This window comes from Kribbella steppae (genome assembly GCF_004342025.1).
Classification (GTDB): domain Bacteria; phylum Actinomycetota; class Actinomycetes; order Propionibacteriales; family Kribbellaceae; genus Kribbella; species Kribbella steppae.
Map to the genome: position 1 here is coordinate 19842 of NZ_SLWN01000003.1, position 22772 is coordinate 42613.

A 22772-nucleotide genomic window follows, 5' to 3' on the forward strand; every position below is an offset into this window, starting at 1 on the left:
ACGATCAAGTGGAGTCCTCACTCCGTTTGGACCGGTGGTCTCCGCGTGGCCCGGACAGCGGTTCCGCCCGCCGCCCCGCGGCACGGTACGGCGGGCGGTGGTGCCGCGTGATGAGCGTGCACGCCGGCCACAGCGCCGACTACCTGACCGGCGCGGTGGCGGCCGGTCGGGAGAACTACTACACCGGCGCTACCGCCGCCGGCGAGCCGCCCGGCCGCTGGTACGGCAGGGGTGCGGCGGCCCTCGGGTTGCAGGGCGAGGTCGACGCGCAGGACATGAACGCGCTCTACGAGCGCTACATCGATCCGCGGGACTCGCGTTTCCGCGACCCGGCGCTGTGGGACGAGGCCGAGAACCTCGGCCACACCGGCCGCGCCTACAAGACCGAGGCCGAGCTGTATGCGTCTGCACTGGCCAACGAACCCGGTGCAGACGCGGAGCGCCGCGAGCAGTTGCGGGGCGAGGCGGGCCGGAAGGCGCAGAAGAACGTCGCGTTCCACGATGCGACGTTCTCGGTGCAGAAGTCGGTCACGGTGCTCCACACCGCGTTCGAGGCCCAGGAGGTGCGTGCCCTGCGGGCAGTGCAGCAGGCGCGCAGTGCACTGGACGAGGCCAGGGACAGCGGTGCAGGGGCGGCAACGGTGCACCGGTTGGAGCAGGCAGTGCACCGCACCGAGACCGAGGCCGCGACCTGGACGCAGCACCGCAAAGCGGTCGAAGCTGCGATCTGGGCGGGCAACAACGCGGCCCTGGAGTACCTGGCCGACAAGTCCGGATACGTCCGGATCGGCCACCACGGCGGCGCGTCCGGCCGCTACGCCGACGCGCACGACTGGACGGTGGCGTCGTTCTTCCAGCACGACTCACGCGATCACGACCCGCAACTGCACATCCACAACGCGATCCTCAACCGCGTTCAGGGTGCCGACGGCAAGTGGCGCACCCTGGACGGGCAGGGCCTGTACAAGTACAAGTCCGCCGCCGGCGCGGTCGGTGAGCGGGTCATGGAGCAGCACCTGACCCGCTCGCTCGGGGTCGAGTTCAAGCTGCGACCCGACGGCGAGGCCCGCGAGATCGTCGGGGTCGACCAGTCCGTGATGGACCTGTTCAGCTCGCGCCGGGTCGCGATCACCAAGAAGACCGCCACGCTCGTCGCACAGTTCCGCCAGCGGTTCGGGCGCGAACCGAACGCGCTGGAACTGGAACGGATGCAGGAGCGCGCCACGAAGGCGACCCGGCGGGCCAAGTCCCACGACGGAGAGACCGCAGAGGCACGGCTGGACCGGTGGGACCAGGAGCTGCGCGCGGAGGTCGCCGGAGGACTGGCCACGGTCGCCGACCAGGTGCTCGCCAGGCGACAGCGCCAGCAGGACCCGACCCGCTTTGACGAAGACGAGGTGCTCGACATCGCGCTGGCCTCGGTGCAGGACAAGCAGGCCGAGTGGCGCGAGGCCGACCTGACCCGGGCGATCAGCCTCGCCCTGCCCGACGCGCTCGGCGAGCTGGGACCCGAGGAGATCACCGAGCAGCTGGAGCGGCTGACCCGCAAGGGCCTCGATCGCGCGGTGCAGCTCGGGACCGCCAAGCCCGGCGCGGACCAGTTGCCCGCCGAGCTTCGCCTGGCCAACGGCCAGTCCTCCTACGAAGCGCCCGGGCGAGCCACCTACGCGACCGCGGGACACCTGAACGCCGAGCGGAAGCTGGCCCGCGCAGGCTACGAGCGCGGCGCGCCCTGCATGGCCGAGCAGCAGGCCCGGGCGTTCGTGAAGGATCTCGCCGCGATGGGTCTGCGGCTCGGCGACGACCAGGCCGCCGCCGTACGCGGGATCTTGTGCTCCGGTGCCACGACCGAGGTTCTGATCGGTCCGGCTGGCACCGGGAAGTCCCGCGTGGTCGGCGCCCTCGCTAAGGCATGGGCCGACCCCGTGCCGTGGCACGGCGTACCGCGGCGGGTGGTCGGGTTGGCGTCGTCGCAGATCGCAACCGAGGTCCTAGCCGCCGACAACGTGCCGGCGCTGAACGTGTCGCGGTGGCTCGCCGCGCAGCAGCGGCTTGCCAACGGCGCCTATGCCGCTGCGGATCGCCAATGGATCGTCGGCGAAGGGGACTTGGTGGTGCTCGACGAGTCAGGGATGACCAGCACACAAGACCTCGCGGCGATCCGGGAGACCTGCGACCGGCTCGGCGCGAAGTTGCTGCTCGTTGGCGACCAGCGCCAGCTCGCCGCCGTCGGCGCCGGTGGCGGCATGGATCTCGTCACCAGCCAGGCCCTCACCCACGAACTGACCGAAACCCGCCGGTTCGACAACGCGTGGGAAGGTCCCGCGTCGCTACGGCTCCGGGCCGGTGACGAATCCGTGCTGGCCGAGTACCACCGCCGGGGCCGGATCATCGACGGCGGCAACGTCGAGCGCGCCGAGGCACTCGCCGGGGACGCCTGGCTGTCCGATCGCATCCTTGGATTGCACTCCATGCTGCTGGTCGACACCAATGACCAGGCCGCACGCGTTTCCGCGCAGCTGCGGGCGCGACTGGTGTCACTCGGAATGGTCGGCGACGCCCGCACCGTCCGACTCGGGATGCAGGGCACTCGAGCTGGAGCCGGCGACATCATCCAGGCCCGTAAGAACGACCGGAAGCTCGCAGGGCAGTCGGGGAATACGCGCGCGGTCATCAACCGCGCGCTCTATCGCATCGACGAAGTCCTGCCCGACGGCGGGCTGCGCGTGACGCCGCTCGAGACCGGGTCCACCGGCGAAGTGCCGGGCGAGACGATGATCCTGTCCGCCGGATACGTCGCCGAACACGTCAGCCTCGGCTACGCCTCCACCGTCCACGCGGCACAGGGTCTGACGGTCGACACCTCCTACGGTGTGGTGACGTCCAGCACGTCGCTGAACTCGCTGTACGTGCAGGCCAGTCGCGGCCGGTCGATCAACGCCGTGTATGTGGTCACGCAGTCCGCGCCGCGCGACGCCGAGCCCGGCGAGACCAGGCGGGCGCTGCACCGCTCGCCGCGCGCGGTGCTGACCGAGATCATGGACGCCGCCGCCGAGCACCGGCAGCGATCGGCCACTGAGGCCCGCGACGCGTCCGCTGCCGAAGCGGTCCGGCACCGGACCCCGGCCGAGTTGCTGGCCGACGCGATCGGCATGGCCACCGCGACCCGGGCCGCGCAATGGCTCGACCGGGCCGCCGCAGACGGGGCGCTGACGGTCAAGCAGCGCGCCAAGCTCGCCGCCGAAGCAGGCGCGGCGACCCTGACCGCGTTGCTTCGACGTGTCGAGCTGGCCGGACACGACCCCGAGGCGGTCCTGTCGGACGCGATCAGCCGCCGCGATCTGGGCAACGCACGCGAGCTGTCCAACGTGATCCACGACCGGATCACCAAGACGACCCGGCTCGACCCGGTCGGTGCCACTTACAGCGAGCGGCTGCCCGCGGTCGCCGACCCCGCCTGGGGCGACTACCTGGACCGTCTGGCCCTCGACGCCGACACCGCAGCCCGGGACCTGGCGTTCGATCTGGCCGAAGAGCAGCCCGCGTGGCTGGTCGAGCAGCTCGGCGAGTGCCCGGACGATGACGCGGACGCCGCCGAGGCGTGGATCGGGCGAGCCGCAGCGGTCGCCGGCTACCGCGACCTGGCTGCCTGGGACTCCGACACCAACGCGATCGGCCCGGCGCCGAACGCGGGCCAGACCGAGGCCTACGCTGCGTGGCGCGCAGCGTGGGACGCGCTCGGCCGACACGACGATCACCGGGCTGAGGCGGAGATGACGGTCGGTCAGCTCCGGGTCCGGGTCGCGGCCTACCAGCGCGAACAGGCATGGGCGCCGCCCTACGTCGGCGAGGAACTCGCTGCGACCCGCCAGGCCGCCGACAAGGCCCGGCAGCAGGCCGCGCTGCGCGACGCCGAAGCCGAAACCACCAGCGCCCACGAGGCCCGTGAACGCCTGCGGGCCGAGGCCGACGACGCGCGAGCACTCGCGAAGGCCCACGACGCACTCGTAGCCGAGCTGGCCGAGATCGACGAGGCCCGCGCCGAATGGCTCGCCCACACCGCCGCGACGAGAGATGCGGCTGCCCGCGCCCGCTCCGAGCTCAAAGAGCGTGGTGTGCAGGTCGTCGATCGCGCCGAGACCGACCACGGGACGACCTCGGCTGAGTGGCTGGCCGCCGAGCGCGAGCACGACGACTGGAGAGTGCTCGGCGAAAACGACCTGACCGAGGTCGCCGACGCCCGCGATCGCGACACCGCCACCGCACAGCCAGGAGACGAGTTCGTCGAGGCCGAACTGGTCCACGACCAGCTCACCGCCGCCGAGGAGGGCGGCGCGGTGCAGGTCGACGAGATCCCCGACGCCGAGGTCGTCGACGCGCACACCGACGACACCGGCCTGACCGATGCGGACGACGAAGCCACGGAGCAACTCGAGGCGCAGGCCCCGGCGGACCTGCGCACCGTGGCTTCAGCCGAGCCGCGAGTACTCGAAGCCGACGCCCTGCGCGTGCCGACCGCCGACGAGACCGCCGAGGCGGTTCGCCGCGCGCAGCGTGCCCTCATCGAGGTCCGCCAGCGTGACCAGGCCGACGCCCGGCGCGCCGCCGAAGAAGCCGCACGGCGAGACGAAGAACTCGCCCACTGGCACAACGACGACCACGAACAAACCCAACTCGACGCGGAACAGCCGCTCGAACTCACCTGACCCAGGAAGGACGATCACCATGCCGAACGAACCATGGCTCGACGAACTCGTCAGCAACGTTTTCAACGACCTCGCCCGTCGCCTACCCGGCGGCGACGTCGAACGCCCGCGCGACCTCGCGGTATTCCACGAGCGCCTCGATGAGCTGCGCACGCTCGCGGAAACGACGTCCGACCAGCTCCGCTCCGACAACTACGCGTGGCTGTGGCGCACCATGGGCGACGAACTTGGCTTCGTGGTCGACGACCTCGGCCGCGGCCGGATCACGCCCGAAGACCTGTCCGCAGCGTACGAGCAGTGGAGCGAGCTGGGACGCAGCTACGTTCGCACGATCACCGACAACGGTGACGCCGACGCCATCTTCACCACCGCGCCGTCCACAGCCGAACTGGCACACGACAGCTCATCGGACCATCTCGGCGTCGACCCGATCAAAGCCCACCTCGAGCAGCGCCGAGCCGAAGCCCTGGCCGCCGGCGATCCCTCCCGCGCGGACGAACTCGAGCACACCCTCGTCATGATCGGCGCGACCACCAAGGACTTTGCGTGGCTGGCCGCGCAGAACGAGCAGCCTGAGACCGACCTTGAGACGCAAAGGTCGAGCGAACGCGCGCGATTGCACTACGCGATCCACGAGTACGCGTTCCAGTACGACATCGACGTGCCGCACGGAATGCTCGACGAACTGCCTGCAGGCAGAACCCCTCATTGGCTCCGCGATGACGACGATTTGGAGGCCGACACTCATCCTCTCAACGCCGACGCCAGTGACACTGACGAGGTCAACACCCAAGAGGCTGGGGTGGGTGGCGAGGACCGGCGCTCGTCCACGGGTGCTGCAGACGAGACGTGGCCGAGCGCGGCCGAGGTCGACGACAGTGGCGGCGACCTGACTGATGAGGACATGCGCGGTTTGACTGCCGAGTTGGCCGTCGACCCCTACGACGATGTCGTGTGGGGCGGCGTCGTGATGAGTCGCGCCGACCTGGATCTCGAACTCGAAGAGTGCACCGAGTTCGGCGACCTGGCGGATGCCGCCGATGTCGCAGTGGACGACAGCACGATCCAGTCCGAGACCACCGGGGCGCCCGGCCAGGCACCTAATGGCGATGCGGTGACGGCAGAGCCGGAGCTGCACGACTCAGCCGGCACTGACGAGGTGTCCGCCGCGGTCGAGACCTCGGCGTGCAGCGTCGCGGTCAGCCGCGCATCGGCAACGGTCGAGACTGCGGCGTTGGTCGTCGAAGAGGCCGCGGGCAACGACCGCGCCGACCAGTTGGCTACCTGGCATGACGACGACCAGGCCGCACAGCGACAGGTCGAAGACCAGGCCAGCAAGGCCAGCACCACCATCGGAGACGGCACGGCGCGCTGACCCGCCGTGCAACGGCCCGCCCCTGCGGGGGCGGGCCACCCCGGCACAAGTGCCGGGCAAATCCCTTCTGCGGCTGAGGTTGGTGGGCGGCTACCAGACCGGCCCCCTCCACCCGAAGCGGTTCCGAAAGTTCTCGCCTGATGGACGGCGGCGCTTCGCTATTTCCTTGTCCACCAACCGAGAACTTTCGGAACCGCTTCGCGCGGAGCCTCTAGCCGGTCCGGTAGGCGGCAGTAGCCGGCAGGCCCCAAAGGACGGGGCTGCCGCCACACAAGCCCACCAGCGGGCAACCAAACGGACCAGTCGCAAGGAGACAACCGTGAACAACCGGACCCAGACATCTCACCTGGACCTCATCGAACCCGTTGCTGCGTGCAACGACACCGGATGGCCCGCACACCGTGACGTGACACCGGCACCCCAGCCGATCGCGAACGGCAAGGTCGTGAGCATCTGCTCGTGCGGCAGGAAGTTCGTTGGTATCGACCCTGACCACGCGGACTGGCAGCTCAACGACCACATCGACAGCACCAACTAACCCACCGGCACGGGGAGCGTCGTGGTGAAGGACCACGCACCCACGGCGCTCCCCGCACCACTCCTTGGAAGGGAGATGCACTGATGACTTTGAGTATGACGGATCTGTTCTGCGGTGTCGGTGGTTCAACGTTCGGCGCGACGCTCGTGCCGGGTTTCCGGGTTGCAATGGCCGCCAATCACTGGCCGCTGGCCGTGCAAAGCCACAACGCCAACCACCCCGACACCGACCACGACTGCGCCGACCTGACGCTGGTTGACCCGCGCCGGTACCCGCGCACCGACGTGCTGTGGGCGTCACCGGAGTGTACGAACCACTCGCAGGCCAAGGGACGCAAGCGCAACGTCGACGCGATGCCCGACCTGTTCGGCGAAACCCTGCCGGACGAGGCGGCCGAGCGGTCCCGGGCGACGATGTGGGACGTTGTGCGGTTCGCCGAGCACCACCGCTACGCCGCGATCGTGGTCGAAAATGTCGTCGACGCCGCGCTGTGGGTGCTGTGGCCCGCGTGGCGGTCCGGGCTCGACGCCCTCGGCTACTGCACCCACGTGGTGTACCTCAACTCGATGCACGCCCAGGCCGGGGGACTTCCGGCGCCGCAGTCACGCGACCGGCTCTACGTGGTCGCTCACCAGCGCAAGACCGGCTGCCCAGACCTGAACCGGTGGACCCGCCCACTGGCCTACTGCACCGGCTGCGACCGGCAGGTGCGGGCGATGCAGGCATGGAAGAACCCCGAGCGTGTGTGGGGCCGATACCGCGCCCAGTACGTGTGGCGCTGCCCGAATGTCGACTGCCGCAATCAGGTCGTCGAGCCGGGGTGGCTTCCGGCGGCAGCCGCGATCGACTGGTCGCTGACCGGCACACGCATCGGTGACCGGACCAAGCCGCTGGCCGACAAGACGATGCAACGCATCCGCGCCGGACTTGACCGCTACGTGCGCCCCGAGCTTCTGATCCCGGTCGAGGGCCGCGACGGCAAGACCGCCGCGTCGGCATGGGACGCGATGCGCACCATGACCACCCGCAACGAGACCGGGCTGCTGGTTCCGGCCGGGGGCACGTGGAACGAGACCGCGACACCGCTCAGCGAGGTCATGCGGACCCGCACGACGACGGAGTCCGAAGCGCTGGTGATCCCGCTGCGCAACAACAACACGACCAAGCGCGTTGCCGAGCCGTTCGACACGTTCGCGGCCAACGGCAACCACCACGCCCTGCTGATGCCCTACTACGGCAACGCCACAACCAGGGAGACCCGTGACCCGCACGGAACCTTCACCACCCGCGACCGTTACGCGCTGATCATGCGCAACAACGGATCCCGCTACTCCGGTGCAGAGATGTGCACGCCTGCCACCGAGACACTGAGGACGCTGACCACCGCCGGTCACCAGTCGCTGCTGGAGGCGCACAGCGTTGCGGTCGAGGACTGCCTGTTCCGGATGCTCGAACCGCACGAAGTCTCCGCCGGTATGGCGTTCGCGCCGAGCTACATCGTGTTGGGCAACAAGCGCGAGAAGGTCCGCCAGCTCGGCAACGCGGTCACGCCACCGGCAGCACGTGACCTCCTGGCCGCCGTCGCTGAATCCCTCGGGCACGAGGTCGCCGATCAGACCGCTGCCTGAATCCCGACCCTGGAGGGGGCACTGCACGTGCCCCCTCCGCACCACCCAAGCGGAGGAAGAGAAGCATGAATGCCACCCACAGCTCGACGAATAGACCCACGAAAATCTGTCCTCAAGGAGGCCCTCCCGACCGGCTCGCGCGTTCGGCGCACTGGCACGCGGCACGTGGCCTGGCTGTGTTCCCGCTGGCCCCGGGCGGAAAGGTGCCAGCGGTGGAGGACTGGCCGCATGTCGCCACGACGGACCCGAACCAGATCACGCAATGGTGGAGCGAAGCGCCGTACAACATCGGTATCGCCACCGGCCCGTCCGGGCTGCTGGTCATCGACCTAGACCGCCCGCGTACGCCGGACCAGACCCCGCCGGCTAATGTCCACGGGCCGACATGGGGGCGCGATGCACTCGACGAGCTCGCAGCCGAGGCAGGGGAGCGGTTGCCGAGGACATGGAGCGTCAGCACATCCAGCGGAGGTCAGCACCTGTACTTTCGGCAACCCGCAGATGTGGAGCTGGGCAACAGTGCCGGGCGGCTGGGCTGGAAGATTGACACCAGAGGTCACGGAGGATACGTCGTCGCCGCCGGATCGGTCATCCGCGGCCAGCGCTACCGCGCCGACGTGATCCGCCGCCCCGCAGCCCTACCCGAGTGGATCACCACCGCCCTCACACCACCCCCACCAGCAATCACCGACCACACGCCCCGGCAAGCGTCCGCCGCCTACGGGCTGGCCGCGCTGTCCTCCCACCTCGAGAAACTGCTGGCCTCAACCGAAGGTCACCGCAACGACGACCTCAACTGGGCCGCCTACGCCCTCGGACAGGTCGCGGCCAGAGGTGCGATGGAGCCGCAGACCATCCGTGACGAACTCCTGTCCGCCGCCGGACAGATCGGCCTCGGCCGACGCGAGGCAGAACGCACGATCGAGTCCGGACTTGCAGCAGGTCTGCGCAGCGCCAGGCTTCGGCACCTATAACTAGTCGTCGGTCAGCCGCGCGTCGGGTGTCGTTGGCAACGTGGTGAAGTACTCGGCGGCTGTTGCCGCTGCCTTGGCTCGCATGTAGGAGGCGAGGTGCTCGCTGCGAAACAGATAGCGGCCGCGGGCGTCTTGGTCTGAAGGGATCAGGCCGGCGCGGGCGAGCTGCCTAACCCGATCGACTCCAAGGCCGAGCACCTCTGCAGCACCTCGGGTATCAAGCTGCCCGGCCCGGCCGAGGGAAGGCGAGCCCGGTGGGGGTGGCGGGTGTTCCTGGGCGTAGCGCTCGACCTCAGCCTGAAATACTGGCCACTTCGGATTCGAGAACGATCTGAGCTCGCCAGCGGCGATCAGGGCGCGAACGAAGCTCGGCGAGCGGCCCAAGAGACGCGCTGCGACCGTCAGCGAGATCGCTGGTCCTCGTCGCTGGGCGGCCTCGACCGACTCACGGCGAAAGTTGGGACGAACGTACCGACCGCGGGTCTCGAGTTCGCCGCGGTCGACCATGCGGAAGACCGTCCGCCGACTGACGCCGAGAATCCGTGCGGCCTCGGCGCCGGAGACCCACGCGTCACCAGCGGCAATCCCGCTCTGCATCGGACGACGCTGCGACGACACAGCCAGCTAGCATGCCACGACTGCGACAAGATTGCCCACCAACGCTCTGCGGTCATGGATCCGGCTTGTCGCCGCAGATTGTTTGGCTGGATCACTTGATCCAGAAGCGCGTAGGGAGCTCGATGGTCTGTACGTCGGACCAGCTGTCGCCGTCGATGGTGACTTCGCAGCGCAGCCGGACGTCCTGTCCCTCGGCCGCTGAGGCGTTGGTGATCCACAGCCCCTTGGTGGCGCTGGCACCGGCCTTCAGCGCCGACAACGTCACGGCTTCGCCGAAGTTGAAGACCTGTTCGTCCGGGCTGGCGCCGAGGCCTTTGATCACCCGGCGGTCCCATCCGTCGACGAGGCTGATCGAGCCGGAGTCGATGTCGCGGTCGCAACTGAACTCCAGCGGATAGCCCTCCTCGTCGCTCGGATCATCATGCAGCAGCAGTGTGATGTGCGGTTTCGCTTGGCGATGCCAATCGGCGTACTGGATCTTGCGCGCCTGTCGGGCCTCTTCCAGCGCCTGGTCCGCGATGCCGTTGGCGCGACTGTTCTCCTCGACGGCGCTCGAGGCGATGCTGTTCGCGGCCTCGGCCGCGGCGGCAGAGCGCTGAGCCTCAGCCAGGGACCGTCGGGAGATGTCGTTGGCCTCCGCCGCTCGGCTATTGGCCCTGACGGCGGCACGCCAGGCCAGTACGGCGGGCACGAGGCCAATCAGGGCGCCGGCCAGCGCGCCAATCATGCCGTCCCACAGCTGCAAGTCTTCCATCCGGCCAGGGTGGGGCATCACTGCGGTTTGAGGCCAGCGTGCGTCCTGATGAGCCATCGATGGAGGCGGCGATGGGACAGACTGATCCTTCTGTTGGATGGGTGCCTGGTGGAGGATCATTGCGCCGGAAGAACAACGATGTGATCGGAGGGATCCGTGGCCACCGAAATCGAGGGGCACGCAAGTGACCTGCTCGAAGCGCTTTACGAGGCAGAGAGGGCCGGGACGGACGAGGACGAGGCGATCGCCACCTACCTTGAGCAGGCCGGTCTCGACGCCGCGTCGTACGGCTTCACCGTGGTCGACTTCCTCGCCGATCACGGCATGGTCGAGCGACACCACGGGTTTGGGAAGCCGCGTGGGAGGAGCACGCCTGCGGGGATGCACGCAATCCAGAAGTTGCACGTCGATCGCGCGAACCCGAAGATCCGGGCGGCCGCGCTGCGCACGGAGATGATCACCTGGCTCGACTCCCAGGAGGAACGGGGCACCGAACCGACCAGCTTCCAGGAGTTCGCCGACAGCCTAGAGTCCGCCGAGGACGGGGACTCGTACAGCGAACGGGAACTGCGTGGCGCTGCCGAGTACCTCCAACGCCACCAACTCACTGAGTCGGTGCATGTCGAGGAGTCATCAGAGGGCTGGATTCGACCGCGGCTGACTGTCGAGGGCCGGGAGTGCATCACCGACCACGCCGGTGACGTGGCCGAGTACATCCGCGAGCGGCGAGGCGGTGGGCCGACGACCCACCACAAGACCACCGTCCACATCAGCGACAACAACGGCAACCTCGTCATCAATGGGGACCGGTTCACCCAAATTACAGCGCCGGTGTCGATATCGCCGAGCTTCTCGACTTCGCGGGCGGCGTTCGCCAGATGCTGCCGGTGCTCGGACTCGAGGCCTCGGCGGCGGGAGACCTTGCAGAGCTGGCCGATGACCGGCATGCCGAGGCCAGTTCACCAGCGCCAGACCGTGATCGACTGCGTCGGCTGGTCAAGCGGCTGCTTGTCGGTCTCAACGATGCCGCCCCAACGGTCGCGAAGACGATGCTGCTCGCGGCCGGAGAAGCTGCGCGGAAGGCAATCACCGGCGGTTGAGCACTGCCGGTCGCCGGCCCGAGGCGGCTTCAGAGCGATGTGTCGCCGCGCCTTTGGATAGGACGGCGATGGATGGCGCGGTCGCGCCGTGCTCGGCGGGCGCGGCGGACCAGCTCGATCTGGTCAGGGTCGAACCACCATTGACCGTCTTGGAAGGCTGCGGGCAGCTTCTCTTCGGCGGCGAGCTGGCTCACGTAGGGACCGGTGAGGTCAAGGTGGTGTGCGGCCTGCTTGGTGTCGAGGTAGCCCGGCGGACCGGCGGGTCGGCGGATCGACCATTGACTATGCGTGCGGGCGATGGCGGCGACGTCGGCTGGGTAGACCAGCGACTTCGTGCCGGGAACGAGCGGCAGGTGCCCGTCGGCCACGAGCTCCCTCGTGGCCTCCAGTGATCGGGACAGCTTGCGGGCGGCGTCTTTGAGGGAGATGGGTTCGCCCTTGGCGTGGAGGGCTTCGACTTCGGACAGCAGCAGGGGCCGGAAGTTGTTCGCTGGCCCGTGCCGCGGCAGGCGTCCTTGGGTTACGAGCCGGCGGACCTGCACGACGGTCTTGCCCAGGACGGCTGCGCCCTGGGCCAGCGAGATTCGCGGGTCGTCGACCATCCTCGGCTGCCCGAGCAGCGGATCGACGGCCGGTTCGCCGCCGTCAGAGTCGCCGGTCATGTCACCGACCCCGGGCACCGTGGCCGCGCCGCGTGGTCACGACGCGGGCAGCGGGTCGAGCAGGTGCGGCCCGTTGTTGCGGCGCACGTCGTTGACGGCCGTCGACACAGCATAGATTTCGAGGCCGACCGGGGGAGTCATGAGCGGGCGCAGCTCGTCGGCCTCTTTCACGTTCGGGTCCAGCCACTGTGTCCAGTTGTCGGCGCTGACTGCCATGGGCATCCGGTCGTGGATGCGGCCGATCTCGTCGGTCGCGGTCGTCGTAATGATCGTGTACGACCACAGCAGCGCAGCGGGGTCGTCCTCGGGCAGTGACTTGTCCTTCCACACCTCGTACACGCCGGCCAGCGCGAGCGCGGAGCCATCGGTGGGCCGGAACGCGATCGGCTGCTTCAACGGCTTCTTCGTCTTCTCGCTGATCTGGTCGGTCTCGAACCATTCGTAGAACGCGTCGACCGGGATCAGGCAACGGCGCGACTTGAAAGCCGCCCGGAACGCCGGCTTCTCATGCACCGTCTCGGACCGGGCGTTGGCCATCCGGTTCGCGATCTTGGCATCTTTCGCCCAGAACGGCACCAGACCCCACTTGAACAGCCGCAACTGCCGCACCGGGTCGGCATCCTTCGGACCATCCGACGGGGCCCGGGCGATCACCACCGGCGCGACCTTGGTCGGCGCGACGTTGTAATCCGGCCCCTTCAGCTCGGCCGCGTTGTCCTCGTCGACATCGAACTGTTCGAGCAGCCTCGCCCGGCTGGAAGTTGACGCGTAACGACCACACATGGTCCAAGCCTGCCACGGGCAGCCGTTCGCAGGTGCGCGATCACGCAGTGCAACTGTGGTTGGCGGTGGGTACCGGTGCTGAAGGCAACTACGTTCGACGGAAGGAACGACCTATGTCTGAGGCGACGTCGAGCCGTCACAGTGGCGAGGAATGGACCGAGGACGACGTCAGCAACTGCGCGACCTGGCTGCAGGCAACACCCCCGTCGGTGTCATGAGCGTGCGTCTCGGACGGACCGAGGACGCAATCCGGTCCAAAGCCCAGACGGAGGGCATCGCGCTGTCACCGCCGAACCGGTCGCCGTACGGCGACATGAGCTGAGGACCAGGCGCATGCTGGTGCCGTGGCCGGACAGTGGCGGTGCGGGAAATGCCTCGGGGCGAACGTCCCGGAGCACCACCGGTACTGCCCTGAGCGCGATCCGGCGCTCACCGTGAAGCGAGTGGTGATCGTCGTGTGGCCGCCTTTCCACCGCCCCCGGCGCGGGATCGGTGATGGCCACGGCACGCCGGCGCACTGAACCGCCGGTACGGATTCCGCTAGACCTGGCGGGACCGGTCGAGCTTGCGCTGGCCCGCTCGGTCGACCAGATCCCCGGCCCGCATGCGTTGCCGGGCGGCTCGCGCTACGAGGTGAAGTGGGACGGCTACCTTCACTGAACAAGTCAACCGATGGCCTGCGCGCCTGAGGTACTGATGGTGGGCCGATCCGCGGATCAGGTCCTTGAGGTCGTCGGCAGAACCATGAAGCTGACGGAGGATCAGTCCCTCGCGATCGACAAGCTGCTCCGCCGGCCCGGGCCCGCCCTCGATGTAACCTCGGCGATCATGAGGACCGTAGAGCTGCCCCGCCAAGTAGTGGATAGGCTGGATCGAGCCTCGCGGTTCTGCTCCGCTTCGGCGGGATGTGACAGAGTGTCTCGGCCGTGAGGTGGTTGGATGAGGGATCGCCCGCAGCGATCGCCGAGGCGCTGAGGCAGGTCGCGCCCGCGCTGGGCGAGGACTCGATCGCCGTTCGGGAGTCGGCGAGCGAGGATGACCCCTTGTGGTGGTCAGCGAGTGCGGTCGTGGGCGAGCGATTCGTCGCGAAGTTCGCGTGGTCACGTCCTGCCGCGCTCCGGCTGGCGTACGAGATCGCCGTGCTGGAGGCGTTGGCGCGCGAACCGGCGATTCCGTTTCTGCCGGACGTGGTTGCCAGCAGCACCGATCCAGTGCTCTTGGTGACCAGGCTGGTGCCGGGCAAGGCACTGTTCGACGTCGTGGATTCGCTTGACCGGGACGATGTGGGTCGCCAGTTGGCCCACTTCATGGCGGAGTTGAACCATCCGGTGACCCTGGAACGCGTCGAATCCGTAGTCGGTGACGTTCCGCCTGTATCGCTGCAACCTGTAGCGACCGACGCTGTGCGCGCCGGGTTCGGGAAATGGGTTCGTCCGGATCAGCGTGCCGCTGTCATGCGGTGGTGCGACTGGGCGGACGACGTGCTGGCGACGCCGCAACGGAGTGTCCTGGTGCACGGTGATCTGCATGGCGGAAATCAGGTCTGGGACGGCGGAGACCTTCGCGTAGTCCTCGATTTCGAAACTGCCGGACTCGCCGACGCCGAGTACGACCTGCGGACTTTCCCCGGAACGGGTCCGGGTATCGAGTTATTGACCGCCACCATGCGCCACTACCGGCAGATCACCGGCCGCGAACTGGTAGCTGAGCGTGTGATGGCCTGGCATCTGCGCACGGCCCTCAGCGATGCACTTTGGCGCAGTGAAGCAGGCGTCCCGCTGCCGGATCACCGAACACCGTCAGCCTGGGTCGATGACCTCGCCAAGCGATTCACCGCATTGGGCATCAACCCGGATGTGCTACCACCTGGGACATCGTGAAGCAGCCGTGATGACAGGTCCTAGCGAGGTCGACACCCTTACCGCCAACTGATCACTTGATCCGGCCTGCCGCCGTCGCCAGTTGGTTTTCGGCCTCAGCGCGCCGCTGCCGAAGGTGCTTCAGCGACTCCTCCAAGGCCGCAACTTCGCCCAGCCAGGCCCTGTCCTGTGCCTCGGCCAGGCGCGCTTCGGCGTTGCAAGTCATCTCCTCAATCCGGGGCAGTTGGGCGGGGTCGACGCGCAGGAACCGGCACCGGCTGCAGGCGTGCTCGTGCACGCACGGTGTCCCGTAGGGGCGGTGGCAGTCGCCGAGGGCGACCTTGCGCAGCAGGAAGTGCTGCTCGAACTCGTCCCATTCCTCCCCGGACGCCGGTCGCAGCTCCCCGAACGGGCGCAGGGCGCGGCGGCGTTCGATGAAGAACTGGTGCGCGGCGATGACCTCGTCGGGGAACACGGCGGTGTAGCCGCGGGTGGTGTCGAGGTTGAGATGGCCGAGCAAGGTGGCGGCGATGTGCAGCGGCAGGCCGCTGGAGACCATCTCGGTTGTGAACAGCCGCCGGAAGTCGTGCGGGGTGAACCGGATCGGCTGCCCGGCATCGGACAGGCCTGCATCGGCGGCAAGCTCGCCCAGGAGGCGTCGCACGACGGCGTAGGAGATGACTTCTTGGCGGGTGCCGATCCGGCGTGCGAACAGGTGCGGGAACGGTTCGCCGTGGATCCGTTCGTGCGGGTCGTAGCGCACCGACAGCGGCACGTGCGCTCCGCCGGCCTTCGCGCGGCGCTGCACCGCGAGCAGCACCGTCACCAGCTCCGGGCTCATGGGGATCAGGCGCTCGGCGTCGGTCTTGCTGGGCACGATGTGCAGCAGCGGCACGAGCGTCCCGGTTGTTTGCGAGGTGTAGTGGCGAAGCGACAGTTGGGTCAGCTCGAGCAGCTCTTCGATCCGGACGCCGGTGTGGCGCAGCGTGTCGACGATCGCCCATGCCCAGAAGCCGTCGGATTCGGCCTGGGTGACGTTGACGACGCCGTACTGCAGCCGGATCGCCGGCCCGGAGGGTGCTGGTGAGACGAGCTCGGCGCGCAGCTCGCTGGCGACGTCGCGCGGCGGCCGGGCCCGCGGTTCCGTCCGGCGAAACGTCGCCCCGTCGACGGTGAAGATCTCGCCCGGGCCGGCGGCCAGGGTCGCGGCGTGGAGCCGCTCGGACCAGTCCTTGCGCCGTGCTGCCTCGGCCACGAGCGCTGGCAGCAGCGGCATCAGCATTCGAGTGCGGCCCTGGGTGCGGGATTTCTGTTGGCGCTTCACCTTCGAGGCCAGCTTCGACTCACGGCGGGCCACCGGACAGGGTGCCACCCAGCTGCCCCAGCGGACCGGTTCGTCGTGTGACCATTCCGCCAGATCCCGGTAGAAGCCACGGACTGCGAACAGGATCGAGTGGATCTCGCGCCGCGGCAGCCCATCGGTGGTGACCGCCAGCCGCTCTCGCCAGGTTGGCTGCGGAGGTTTCGTCCGACACCGCTTGTTGGCGAGTTCTGACACCGCCGGGCACGTGTCGGTGCCGCGGATGTTGGTTTGCGTCGACACCGCTTCCGCGCCCGACGGGTGTCAGGTTGTCCGCTGCCTTGTGGCTTGGGCCAGACGGTAGGAGTCGGTGCCGGTCTCGAGGATGGTGCCGCCGAAGGTGAGTCGGTCGACGATGGCTGCACATAGCCGGGGGTCGGTGAAGGTCTTGGTCCAGCCGCCGAAGGACTCATTGGACGCGATCGCGACCGAGGCCTTCTCCTCACGCTCGGTGAGGACCTGGAAGAGGAGTTCCGCGCCGCGGCGGTCGAGTTGCATGTAGCCGAGTTCGTCGATGCACAGCAGGTCGACGCGGCCGTAGCGGGCGATGGTCTTCGCCAGCGTCATCTCGTCGGCGGCCTCGACGAGCTCGTTGGCAAGCTGGGTCGCCAGGGTGTACTTGACCCGGTAGCCGGCCATGGCGGCCTCGGTGCCGAGTGCGATCAGCAGATGGGACTTGCCGGTGCCGGAGTCCCCGATCAGACACAGCGGCTGTCCCTTCTGGACCCATTCGCACTTGGCGAGGGTGTGGATCACGGCGGGATCGATGTTGGGGTTGGCGTCGAAGTCGAAGGCCCGCAGGGACTTCTCGCGGGGGAACTTGGCGGCCTTGATCCGGCGTTCGGACCGGCGTCGGGCGCGATCGTCGCACTCGGCAAGCAATAGTTCGGCGAGGAACCCGCGGTAAGACATCTGCTCACGCCCTGCCCGGTCGGCGTAGTCGGTGAAGGAGTTGCGGATGGTGGGCATTCGCAGCATCCGGCACGCTTGGTCGATCGCGGCGTCGGCTGCTTCTTCGGTCATTCCACGGCGCTTGGTGGTCACGGTGCGGCTCCTTCGTTCGGGGTGTCACGTCGGCTGGCCAACAGCTGGTCGTACTTCTCCACGCTCGGCAGCGGCCGAGTGTCGGCCGGGATGTGGGCGCGGAGCCGGCGCTCGGTCAGCGATCGCACGGCAGGGATCTCGCCTTCTCCGCGTGCCCTGTCGCCGCTCATCAGGGACTGGTGGTCCGCTGTCGTGTCGTCGGCTCCGCCATCTGCTGTGTCGTTGTACTTGCGCGCTTCCAACGCGACAGCGTCCGCGGTGAGCGCGCCTGCACGCAGCGCCGTCGCGAGTCCGGCGACGACGTGGTCGTGTGGAAGGTGCCGGTGCATCATCAGGACCTCAATGAGGGCACGGGTGCCGTCAGCGTCACCGTGGGCCTTGCAGGCCGCGGCCCACCAGGCGTCGTGAACGGGCGTGAACCGCCCGGATGCCCTGGCCTGCTCCAGCGCTTTCGCACCGGGTAGCGCGCCCGGTTTGCGGAGGAGGACCTCGAGATAGTGGTCCAGGTCGACCCGGGTCGAGCCCTTGGTCATGAGCCGTTCGTGGCGGGCGATCTCGGTCCTGCCGTCGAACACGACCAGGTCGCTGGCGTTCAGGAGCACCCGGGCTTGACGGCCGACCATGCGCGCGGGCACGGAGTACTTGTTCATCCGGACCGTGACCTGGGCGTACCGGTCCACGCGCGGGGTGAACCAGCGGCCGGTCTCGAACGGCTCGGTCGGAAGGGGCGCGAAGAGTGGCTGCTCGGTGGCGAAGTGTTCCCCGACCGTGCGGGCGCGGGACCCGATCCGCCGGGCGTCGTCGGCTTCGTCCCAGGCGTCGACCATAGCGTCGAGCTCGGCGAGGGAGTCGACTTCTGGGATGGGGACGAGGTGGTTGCGTCGGAACCAGCCGATCTGCCCCTCGACGCCGCCCTTCTCGTGCGCACCTTGGATTCCGGGCTGGCAATAGAAGGCTTCGATGCCATAGTGGGAACGGACGGCGGTCCACCTGTCGGCCTCGACCCGCTGGCGGGAGAACCCGATCACGCTCGCGACGGCGGCCTTGAGGTTGTCGTAGCGGATCTTCCCGGTCGGCACCCCGCCGAGCACGTTGAAGGCGTGGACGTGACCCTCGAAGAAGGCTTCCTGCCCAGCCGAGGCACTGACCCTGTGCACGGCCTTGCCCGAGTAGGAGAGCCGAAGGCTGAACAGCGCGCAGGTTACGAGCTCGCCGCGCAGGCGGATGGCGACGTCGCCGAAGTCAACCTCGGCCTCGCGGCCCGGGAGGTGCTCTTGCGGGATGAACGCGTTGGCAGGTTCCCGTCCGACCTCGACGCGAATCTCACGGCGTCGGGTGGCGACGTACTCGCGGACCATCCAGTACGACACCACCCCGGCCCCGTCATGTTCGTCAAGCAGTCGATCGAAGATCCGCTTCGCCGTGTGTCGCTGCTTCCGCGGCGCGTCGAGGTCCGAGCGCAGCCAGTCGTCGATCACCACTCGGTACGCGTCAAGCCGTGAGCCGCGTTTGGGCGGTTGCTTTCTCTCCTTCGGCCATGCAGATTCCAGCGCCGCTGTCACGGTTCGGAAGCCGACGCCGTGCTTGCGCTGCAGCGCGCGGTTGGACATCCCAGATCGGGCATCCCGTCGGATCGCCGCGTACAGGTCGACCCGGGAACGCGGCTGCGTCATCGGTGGCACTCCTGACGTGAGCACGCCATGAGCACGCCGTGGGCACGACTTTCGGCACCGGGCCACCGCCCGGGAACGGTGACCGCATGCGACCACAGCCCGGAATCACTGGCCCTACCGAGGTGCCTGGTCATGTGCTGCGCAGGGCTTCGGTGGGCGGTACTGAGTCGGCCCGGAGTGGAGGGTACGACCGACGACGGAGCCGATGAGCAGCGAGTAGGCCAGGTCGAGTCCCACTGAAGCCCAGGTCAGTACGACGGCCCGGCCTTGCGTGGTGACGAAGACGTTGGTGACGAGCACGCCCAGGATCAGGCCTGTGATGCCGCCGACGACATCAACCTCGACACCACCTGTCCGCCCCGTGTCCCTGGCGCGACGAAGATCTGCTTGCGCGGTGCCTAATCGGTCTTCCCGCAACACCTCGCAGGCCCCTCAGTGTTCGCTGCTGAAGAACCGTAGCAACAGCGGGCCGACGGTCTGTGGGTCGACGACGTGATCCGGCCCCTCGAGGGTCTCCCGTTGAGCGTGGGGTAATTGGTCTGCAAGCTCGTCGGCTGCGCGGTCGAAGAAGTCCGAGGGCAGGCCTGCCATATAGGGGACCGTGATCGGTCCTCCGGTGGTGACCAGGACCGGTTGGGTGACCGTTGCCAGTCGATCGGCCGGCAATTGGTAGCGGTTGAGGAAGACGCTGTCGTGGACCAGCGTGGGCGCGAGGGCGACCGAATGCGCCCAATGCGCCGTCTGCTTGCCTGCCGCTTTCCTGGCCGCGATGTTGTCGTCGGAGGCGCCGCTCAAGCGCATGAACAGTTCGAGAACCTCCTCGTCTCGCCCGGCGTCGAAGGCGCGTCGGGTGTCCGCGACGTACTCCTCGAATCGCTGGCGGATGTCGTCCCCGACCGCGTAGGGCACCTCCCACACGGCGATCGTGTCGATGGCTGACCCGGCCGCGGCCGCTTCCAGCGCCAGCGCGCCACCAGAGGACGCCCCGAACAGGTGTGCCGAGCCGCCCGCCTCCGCGATCAACGCATCCAGGTCCTCGATCTCCCTCTCCACGGCGTACGGCTCGGTGAAGCCGCTCGCGCCGCGTCCCCGACGGGCATAGTTGTAGACCGTGAAGTGCTCGGCGAGAGCCGGCGCCAAGGGAGCGTTCTCCACCCCCTCGTCGAGTGCTCCGCCCACCAGAATGACGGCCGGACCGCTTCCCTTCCGGTCGTAGGCGATGGTGGTGCCATCGTTTGATGTCACGCGAAAGGCCATCTCGTTCATCTCACATCTCCGTTCGAGAGGTTTGTCTCAGCGCCTGAGCAGCGTGCCGACGACGGCCTCGGTGCGCGACCACCGCGTCCTTGCGATCACGGCCGCCACGATGAGTAAGGCGAGCGGCAGCCAAGGGCTCTGCTCGAGCACGAACTGATCGGTGATGACAGCACCGGTCAGCAATGCCGCCAACCCGAGACTGGCCAGGCCCGCCAGAGCCGGGATCAGAAGTCCAACCCCTCCCGCGACCTCCAGCGCTCCGACCAGGTACCGGAGCCACTGGCCAGCCCCGATGTCGGCGAACATGTCCACCATGACCGGGTCGCCGGCGAGCTTCGAGATTCCGCCGCCGGCGATTATCGCCGCCAGCACGACGTGCAGAATCCAGACCCCGATGCTGCTCGCCCGCCCGGGCGTGTGCGCAACGGTTTCCGAGTTTTTCTTGGGGATGGTGCTCATTCGGCTCTCCTTGTCGTGTCCGGGTCTGGTAGCGGTGATGGCTTTGGCCGAGTGGGCCGGGTTGTCGGAGTTGATTTCGACCAAGTGCTCGCGGTAGCGGCATCTACTTCTTGTTGCGGTAGAGGACCATGGTGATGGGACCGAAGACCGCGACGAGAAGTACGGACGAGACGAGCACCCAGCCGATTTCCCCGGCGGGCACCGAGCCGTCCATCAGGCCGCGTACCACGGTCGCCAGGTGGGTGATCGGGTTGACCTCGACGACCGCCTGCATCCACCCGGGCATCGTCTTCGGGTCCACGAAGATGTTGCTCACGAACGTCAGCGGGAACATCACCATCATGCTGACCCCCGCCACCGAGTTCGGCGTGCGCAGGATCAGGCTGAGCATCGTCCACAGCCACGACAGGCAGAACGAGAACACCAGCAGCAGCACCACCGAGAGCACCACGCCGACGGCGCCACCCTCCGGCCGGAACCCTAGGACCAGTCCAAGCGTGATCACGATCGCCGACCCGATCGAGTAGCGCACCACATCGCCGAGCAGGGCGCCGACCAGCGGCGACGGTCGCCACACCGGAAGTGACCTGAACCTGTCGAACACCCCCTTCTGGATGTCGGTGTTCAGCGTTATGCCGGTGTTCATGGTGATCATGACGTTCGCCTGCACCAGGATCCCGGGCAGCAGGAACTGCAGGTACTCCTGAGTCGACCCGGCGAGCGCGCCACCGAACAGGTAGGTGAACATCAGTGTGAACATGATCGGGAACATGGTCACGTCGACGAGCTGCTCCGGGACGTGTTTGATCTTCAGCAGAGCGCGCCAGCCGAATGTCAACGAGGTGCGCACCGGGCCGGGGCGAGACGGCCGCTCACCGGCCAACAGCACGCTGCGCAGCGCGTCCTCAGTGACCGGCGCCGACCCCTGCTCCGCGGACGTGGCGGTCATGCGGCATCCTCCTCGGGTGTCTCCTCGGCGGCGTGTCCGGTCAAGGTGAGGAACACCTCGTCCAGGCTCGGCTGACCGAGCGCGAACTCGGTGACGTCGATGCCGCTGCGGGACAGCTCGGCCAGGGAACGGGCGACCCGCTCGGGGTCGGAGATCCGCGCGGACAGCGCGGCCGGGTCAGCGGACGGCTCAGCCGCCACCTCGAGGACGCCGGCGAGGACCCGCTCTGCCTCGGCCCGCTGCTCGGGCGCACGTAGCCGTACGTGCAGCGAGCCGGCGCCGACCGATGCCTTGAGCTCGCCGCTCGAGCCCTCGGCGATCACCTTCCCGTGGTCGATCACCGCTATCCGGTCGGCCAACTGGTCGGCCTCGTCGAGGTACTGCGTGGTCAGCACCACGGTGGCGCCCTCGGCGACCATGCCCCTGACGATCTCCCAGACCTGGTTCCTGCTGCGCGGGTCGAGCCCGGTCGTGGGCTCGTCGAGGAAGATCAGTTCGGGGGTGACGACCAGGCTCGCCGCGATGTCGATGCGCCTGCGCATCCCGCCGGAGTACTTCTTCACCTGCCGGTCGGCCGCCTCGGCAAGACCGAACGCGTCGAGCAGGTCGGCCGCCCGCTCCCTGCCTCGGCGGCGTGAGTAGCCGAGCAGCCTGGCGAGCAGCAACAGGTTCTCCACCCCGGTGAGGTCTTCGTCGACCGACGCGAACTGCCCGGTAAGGCCCACCCTGCTCCGCACCGCCCGGGCGTCACGCACGACGTCGTAGCCGAGCACTTGCGCCTCTCCGGCGTCGGGGCGCAGGAGCGTGGCCAGCATGCGGATCGTGGTGGTCTTGCCCGCCCCGTTCGGACCGAGCACGCCGTACACGCCCCCGGCGCTCACGGCCAGGTCCACACCGGCGACCGCGTGGGTCGTGCCGAAGCTCTTCTTCAACCCTCTCGTCTCGATCGCGAGCTTTCCCATGGGTTCGATTCCTTCTCTCGGCGTTGCGAACGGATTGGTGAGCTAGTCAAGTTTGACTACTTGGCCAGAGC

The 22772-nt window shown here is 68.3% G+C and carries 21 protein-coding genes; 9 read left to right on the forward strand and 12 right to left on the reverse strand.

All coding sequences use genetic code 11. The features are described 5' to 3' along the window. Positions 1-110: 110 nt before the first annotated feature. The 5 genes from mobF (at position 111) to EV652_RS08740 (ending at position 9221) form a co-directional block, all read left to right on the forward strand. The gene (gene mobF, locus EV652_RS08720; protein WP_199238084.1) at positions 111-4706 is read left to right on the forward strand and encodes a MobF family relaxase; all 4596 of its coding nucleotides are present in this window, start codon (positions 111-113) and stop codon (positions 4704-4706) included. 19 nt (positions 4707-4725) lie between these two features. Further along, the gene (locus EV652_RS08725; RefSeq protein WP_132208532.1) at positions 4726-6081 is read left to right on the forward strand and encodes a hypothetical protein; all 1356 of its coding nucleotides are present in this window, start codon (positions 4726-4728) and stop codon (positions 6079-6081) included. 319 nt (positions 6082-6400) lie between these two features. After that, entirely contained in the window at positions 6401-6619 is a 219-nt protein-coding gene (locus EV652_RS08730; RefSeq protein WP_132208533.1) for a hypothetical protein, read from the forward strand. An 83-nt stretch (positions 6620-6702) separates the two neighbouring features. After that, complete coding sequence (locus EV652_RS08735; RefSeq protein ID WP_132208534.1) at positions 6703-8247, forward strand: DNA cytosine methyltransferase; 1545 nt, start codon at positions 6703-6705, stop codon at positions 8245-8247. A gap of 65 nt (positions 8248-8312) precedes the next feature. Then, the gene (locus tag EV652_RS08740) at positions 8313-9221 is read left to right on the forward strand and encodes a bifunctional DNA primase/polymerase (RefSeq protein WP_132208535.1); all 909 of its coding nucleotides are present in this window, start codon (positions 8313-8315) and stop codon (positions 9219-9221) included. Here EV652_RS08740 and EV652_RS08745 read toward each other — a convergent pair whose 3' ends face one another. Together EV652_RS08745 and EV652_RS08750 are read right to left on the reverse strand one after the other, a co-directional pair. After that, positions 9222-9818, reverse strand: a complete 597-nt coding sequence (locus tag EV652_RS08745; RefSeq protein WP_132208536.1) for a helix-turn-helix domain-containing protein — start codon at positions 9816-9818, stop codon at positions 9222-9224. Positions 9819-9930: 112 nt separating this feature from the next. Beyond that, entirely contained in the window at positions 9931-10593 is a 663-nt protein-coding gene (locus EV652_RS08750; protein WP_132208537.1) for a hypothetical protein, read from the reverse strand. A 156-nt stretch (positions 10594-10749) separates the two neighbouring features. On the opposite strand from EV652_RS08750, the gene EV652_RS08755 reads away from it, so the two are divergent. After that, on the forward strand, positions 10750-11754 hold the full coding sequence (locus EV652_RS08755; RefSeq protein ID WP_132208538.1) for a hypothetical protein: 1005 nt from the start codon (positions 10750-10752) through the stop codon (positions 11752-11754). Here the strand turns inward: EV652_RS08755 and EV652_RS08760 are convergent. Continuing rightward, positions 11723-12355 carry a hypothetical protein gene (locus tag EV652_RS08760; protein ID WP_132208539.1) on the reverse strand — a complete coding sequence of 211 codons (633 nt, stop codon included), beginning with the start codon at positions 12353-12355 and terminating at the stop codon, positions 11723-11725. The two genes, EV652_RS08755 and EV652_RS08760, sit on opposite strands and share 32 nt — an antisense overlap. Positions 12356-12391: 36 nt before the next feature. Next, on the reverse strand, positions 12392-13138 hold the full coding sequence (locus EV652_RS08765) for an SOS response-associated peptidase (RefSeq protein ID WP_132208540.1): 747 nt from the start codon (positions 13136-13138) through the stop codon (positions 12392-12394). Positions 13139-13289: 151 nt separating this feature from the next. Here EV652_RS08765 and EV652_RS08770 point away from each other — a divergent pair, with 151 nt between their 5' ends. From EV652_RS08770 to EV652_RS08775, 3 genes are all read left to right on the forward strand, one after another. Then, on the forward strand, positions 13290-13460 hold the full coding sequence (locus tag EV652_RS08770) for a hypothetical protein (RefSeq protein WP_199238085.1): 171 nt from the start codon (positions 13290-13292) through the stop codon (positions 13458-13460). Positions 13461-13633: 173 nt separating this feature from the next. After that, positions 13634-13798, forward strand: coding sequence for a hypothetical protein (locus EV652_RS43975; protein ID WP_158441121.1), 165 nt, complete (start codon positions 13634-13636; stop codon positions 13796-13798). Positions 13799-14073: 275 nt separating this feature from the next. Beyond that, complete coding sequence (locus EV652_RS08775; RefSeq protein ID WP_199238086.1) at positions 14074-15018, forward strand: phosphotransferase family protein; 945 nt, start codon at positions 14074-14076, stop codon at positions 15016-15018. Between the two features lie 52 nt (positions 15019-15070). Here the strand turns inward: EV652_RS08775 and EV652_RS08780 are convergent, their stop codons facing one another. From EV652_RS08780 to EV652_RS08815, 8 genes are all read right to left on the reverse strand, one after another. After that, on the reverse strand, positions 15071-16354 hold the full coding sequence (locus EV652_RS08780; RefSeq protein ID WP_206752083.1) for a tyrosine-type recombinase/integrase: 1284 nt from the start codon (positions 16352-16354) through the stop codon (positions 15071-15073). A gap of 267 nt (positions 16355-16621) precedes the next feature. Further along, entirely contained in the window at positions 16622-17401 is a 780-nt protein-coding gene (gene istB, locus EV652_RS08785) for an IS21-like element helper ATPase IstB (protein WP_132208543.1), read from the reverse strand. Continuing rightward, positions 17398-19074: an IS21 family transposase gene (gene istA, locus EV652_RS08790; RefSeq protein ID WP_132208544.1), complete on the reverse strand. Its 1677-nt coding sequence runs from the start codon at positions 19072-19074 to the stop codon at positions 17398-17400. Before istA ends, istB begins: the two co-directional genes overlap by 4 nt. A 114-nt stretch (positions 19075-19188) precedes the next feature. Beyond that, positions 19189-19494 carry a hypothetical protein gene (locus EV652_RS08795; RefSeq protein WP_132208545.1) on the reverse strand — a complete coding sequence of 102 codons (306 nt, stop codon included), beginning with the start codon at positions 19492-19494 and terminating at the stop codon, positions 19189-19191. Between the two features lie 12 nt (positions 19495-19506). After that, the gene (locus EV652_RS08800) at positions 19507-20319 is read right to left on the reverse strand and encodes an alpha/beta fold hydrolase (protein ID WP_242001654.1); all 813 of its coding nucleotides are present in this window, start codon (positions 20317-20319) and stop codon (positions 19507-19509) included. A gap of 48 nt (positions 20320-20367) precedes the next feature. Beyond that, complete coding sequence (locus EV652_RS08805) at positions 20368-20874, reverse strand: DoxX family protein (RefSeq protein ID WP_242001655.1); 507 nt, start codon at positions 20872-20874, stop codon at positions 20368-20370. A 19-nt stretch (positions 20875-20893) separates the two neighbouring features. Further along, on the reverse strand, positions 20894-21739 hold the full coding sequence (locus EV652_RS08810) for an ABC transporter permease (RefSeq protein ID WP_132208547.1): 846 nt from the start codon (positions 21737-21739) through the stop codon (positions 20894-20896). Then, a complete protein-coding gene (locus EV652_RS08815; RefSeq protein WP_132208548.1) occupies positions 21736-22701 on the reverse strand; it encodes an ATP-binding cassette domain-containing protein in 966 nt (321 codons plus the stop codon). Before EV652_RS08815 ends, EV652_RS08810 begins: the two co-directional genes overlap by 4 nt. Between the last annotated feature and the right edge of the window lie 71 nt (positions 22702-22772).

Coding starts and splice junctions, on each gene's coding strand:
- mobF (WP_199238084.1), top strand. CDS start 111: ATGAGCGTGCACGCCGGCCACAGCGCCGACTACCTGACCGGCGCGGTG.
- EV652_RS08725 (WP_132208532.1), top strand. CDS start 4,726: ATGCCGAACGAACCATGGCTCGACGAACTCGTCAGCAACGTTTTCAAC.
- EV652_RS08735 (WP_132208534.1), top strand. CDS start 6,703: ATGACTTTGAGTATGACGGATCTGTTCTGCGGTGTCGGTGGTTCAACG.
- EV652_RS08740 (WP_132208535.1), top strand. CDS start 8,313: ATGAATGCCACCCACAGCTCGACGAATAGACCCACGAAAATCTGTCCT.
- EV652_RS08745 (WP_132208536.1), bottom strand. CDS start 9,818: ATGCAGAGCGGGATTGCCGCTGGTGACGCGTGGGTCTCCGGCGCCGAG.
- EV652_RS08750 (WP_132208537.1), bottom strand. CDS start 10,593: ATGGAAGACTTGCAGCTGTGGGACGGCATGATTGGCGCGCTGGCCGGC.
- EV652_RS08760 (WP_132208539.1), bottom strand. CDS start 12,355: ATGACCGGCGACTCTGACGGCGGCGAACCGGCCGTCGATCCGCTGCTC.
- EV652_RS08765 (WP_132208540.1), bottom strand. CDS start 13,138: ATGTGTGGTCGTTACGCGTCAACTTCCAGCCGGGCGAGGCTGCTCGAA.
- EV652_RS08770 (WP_199238085.1), top strand. CDS start 13,290: ATGGACCGAGGACGACGTCAGCAACTGCGCGACCTGGCTGCAGGCAAC.
- EV652_RS43975 (WP_158441121.1), top strand. CDS start 13,634: ATGGCCACGGCACGCCGGCGCACTGAACCGCCGGTACGGATTCCGCTA.
- istA (WP_132208544.1), bottom strand. CDS start 19,074: ATGACGCAGCCGCGTTCCCGGGTCGACCTGTACGCGGCGATCCGACGG.
- EV652_RS08810 (WP_132208547.1), bottom strand. CDS start 21,739: ATGACCGCCACGTCCGCGGAGCAGGGGTCGGCGCCGGTCACTGAGGAC.
- EV652_RS08815 (WP_132208548.1), bottom strand. CDS start 22,701: ATGGGAAAGCTCGCGATCGAGACGAGAGGGTTGAAGAAGAGCTTCGGC.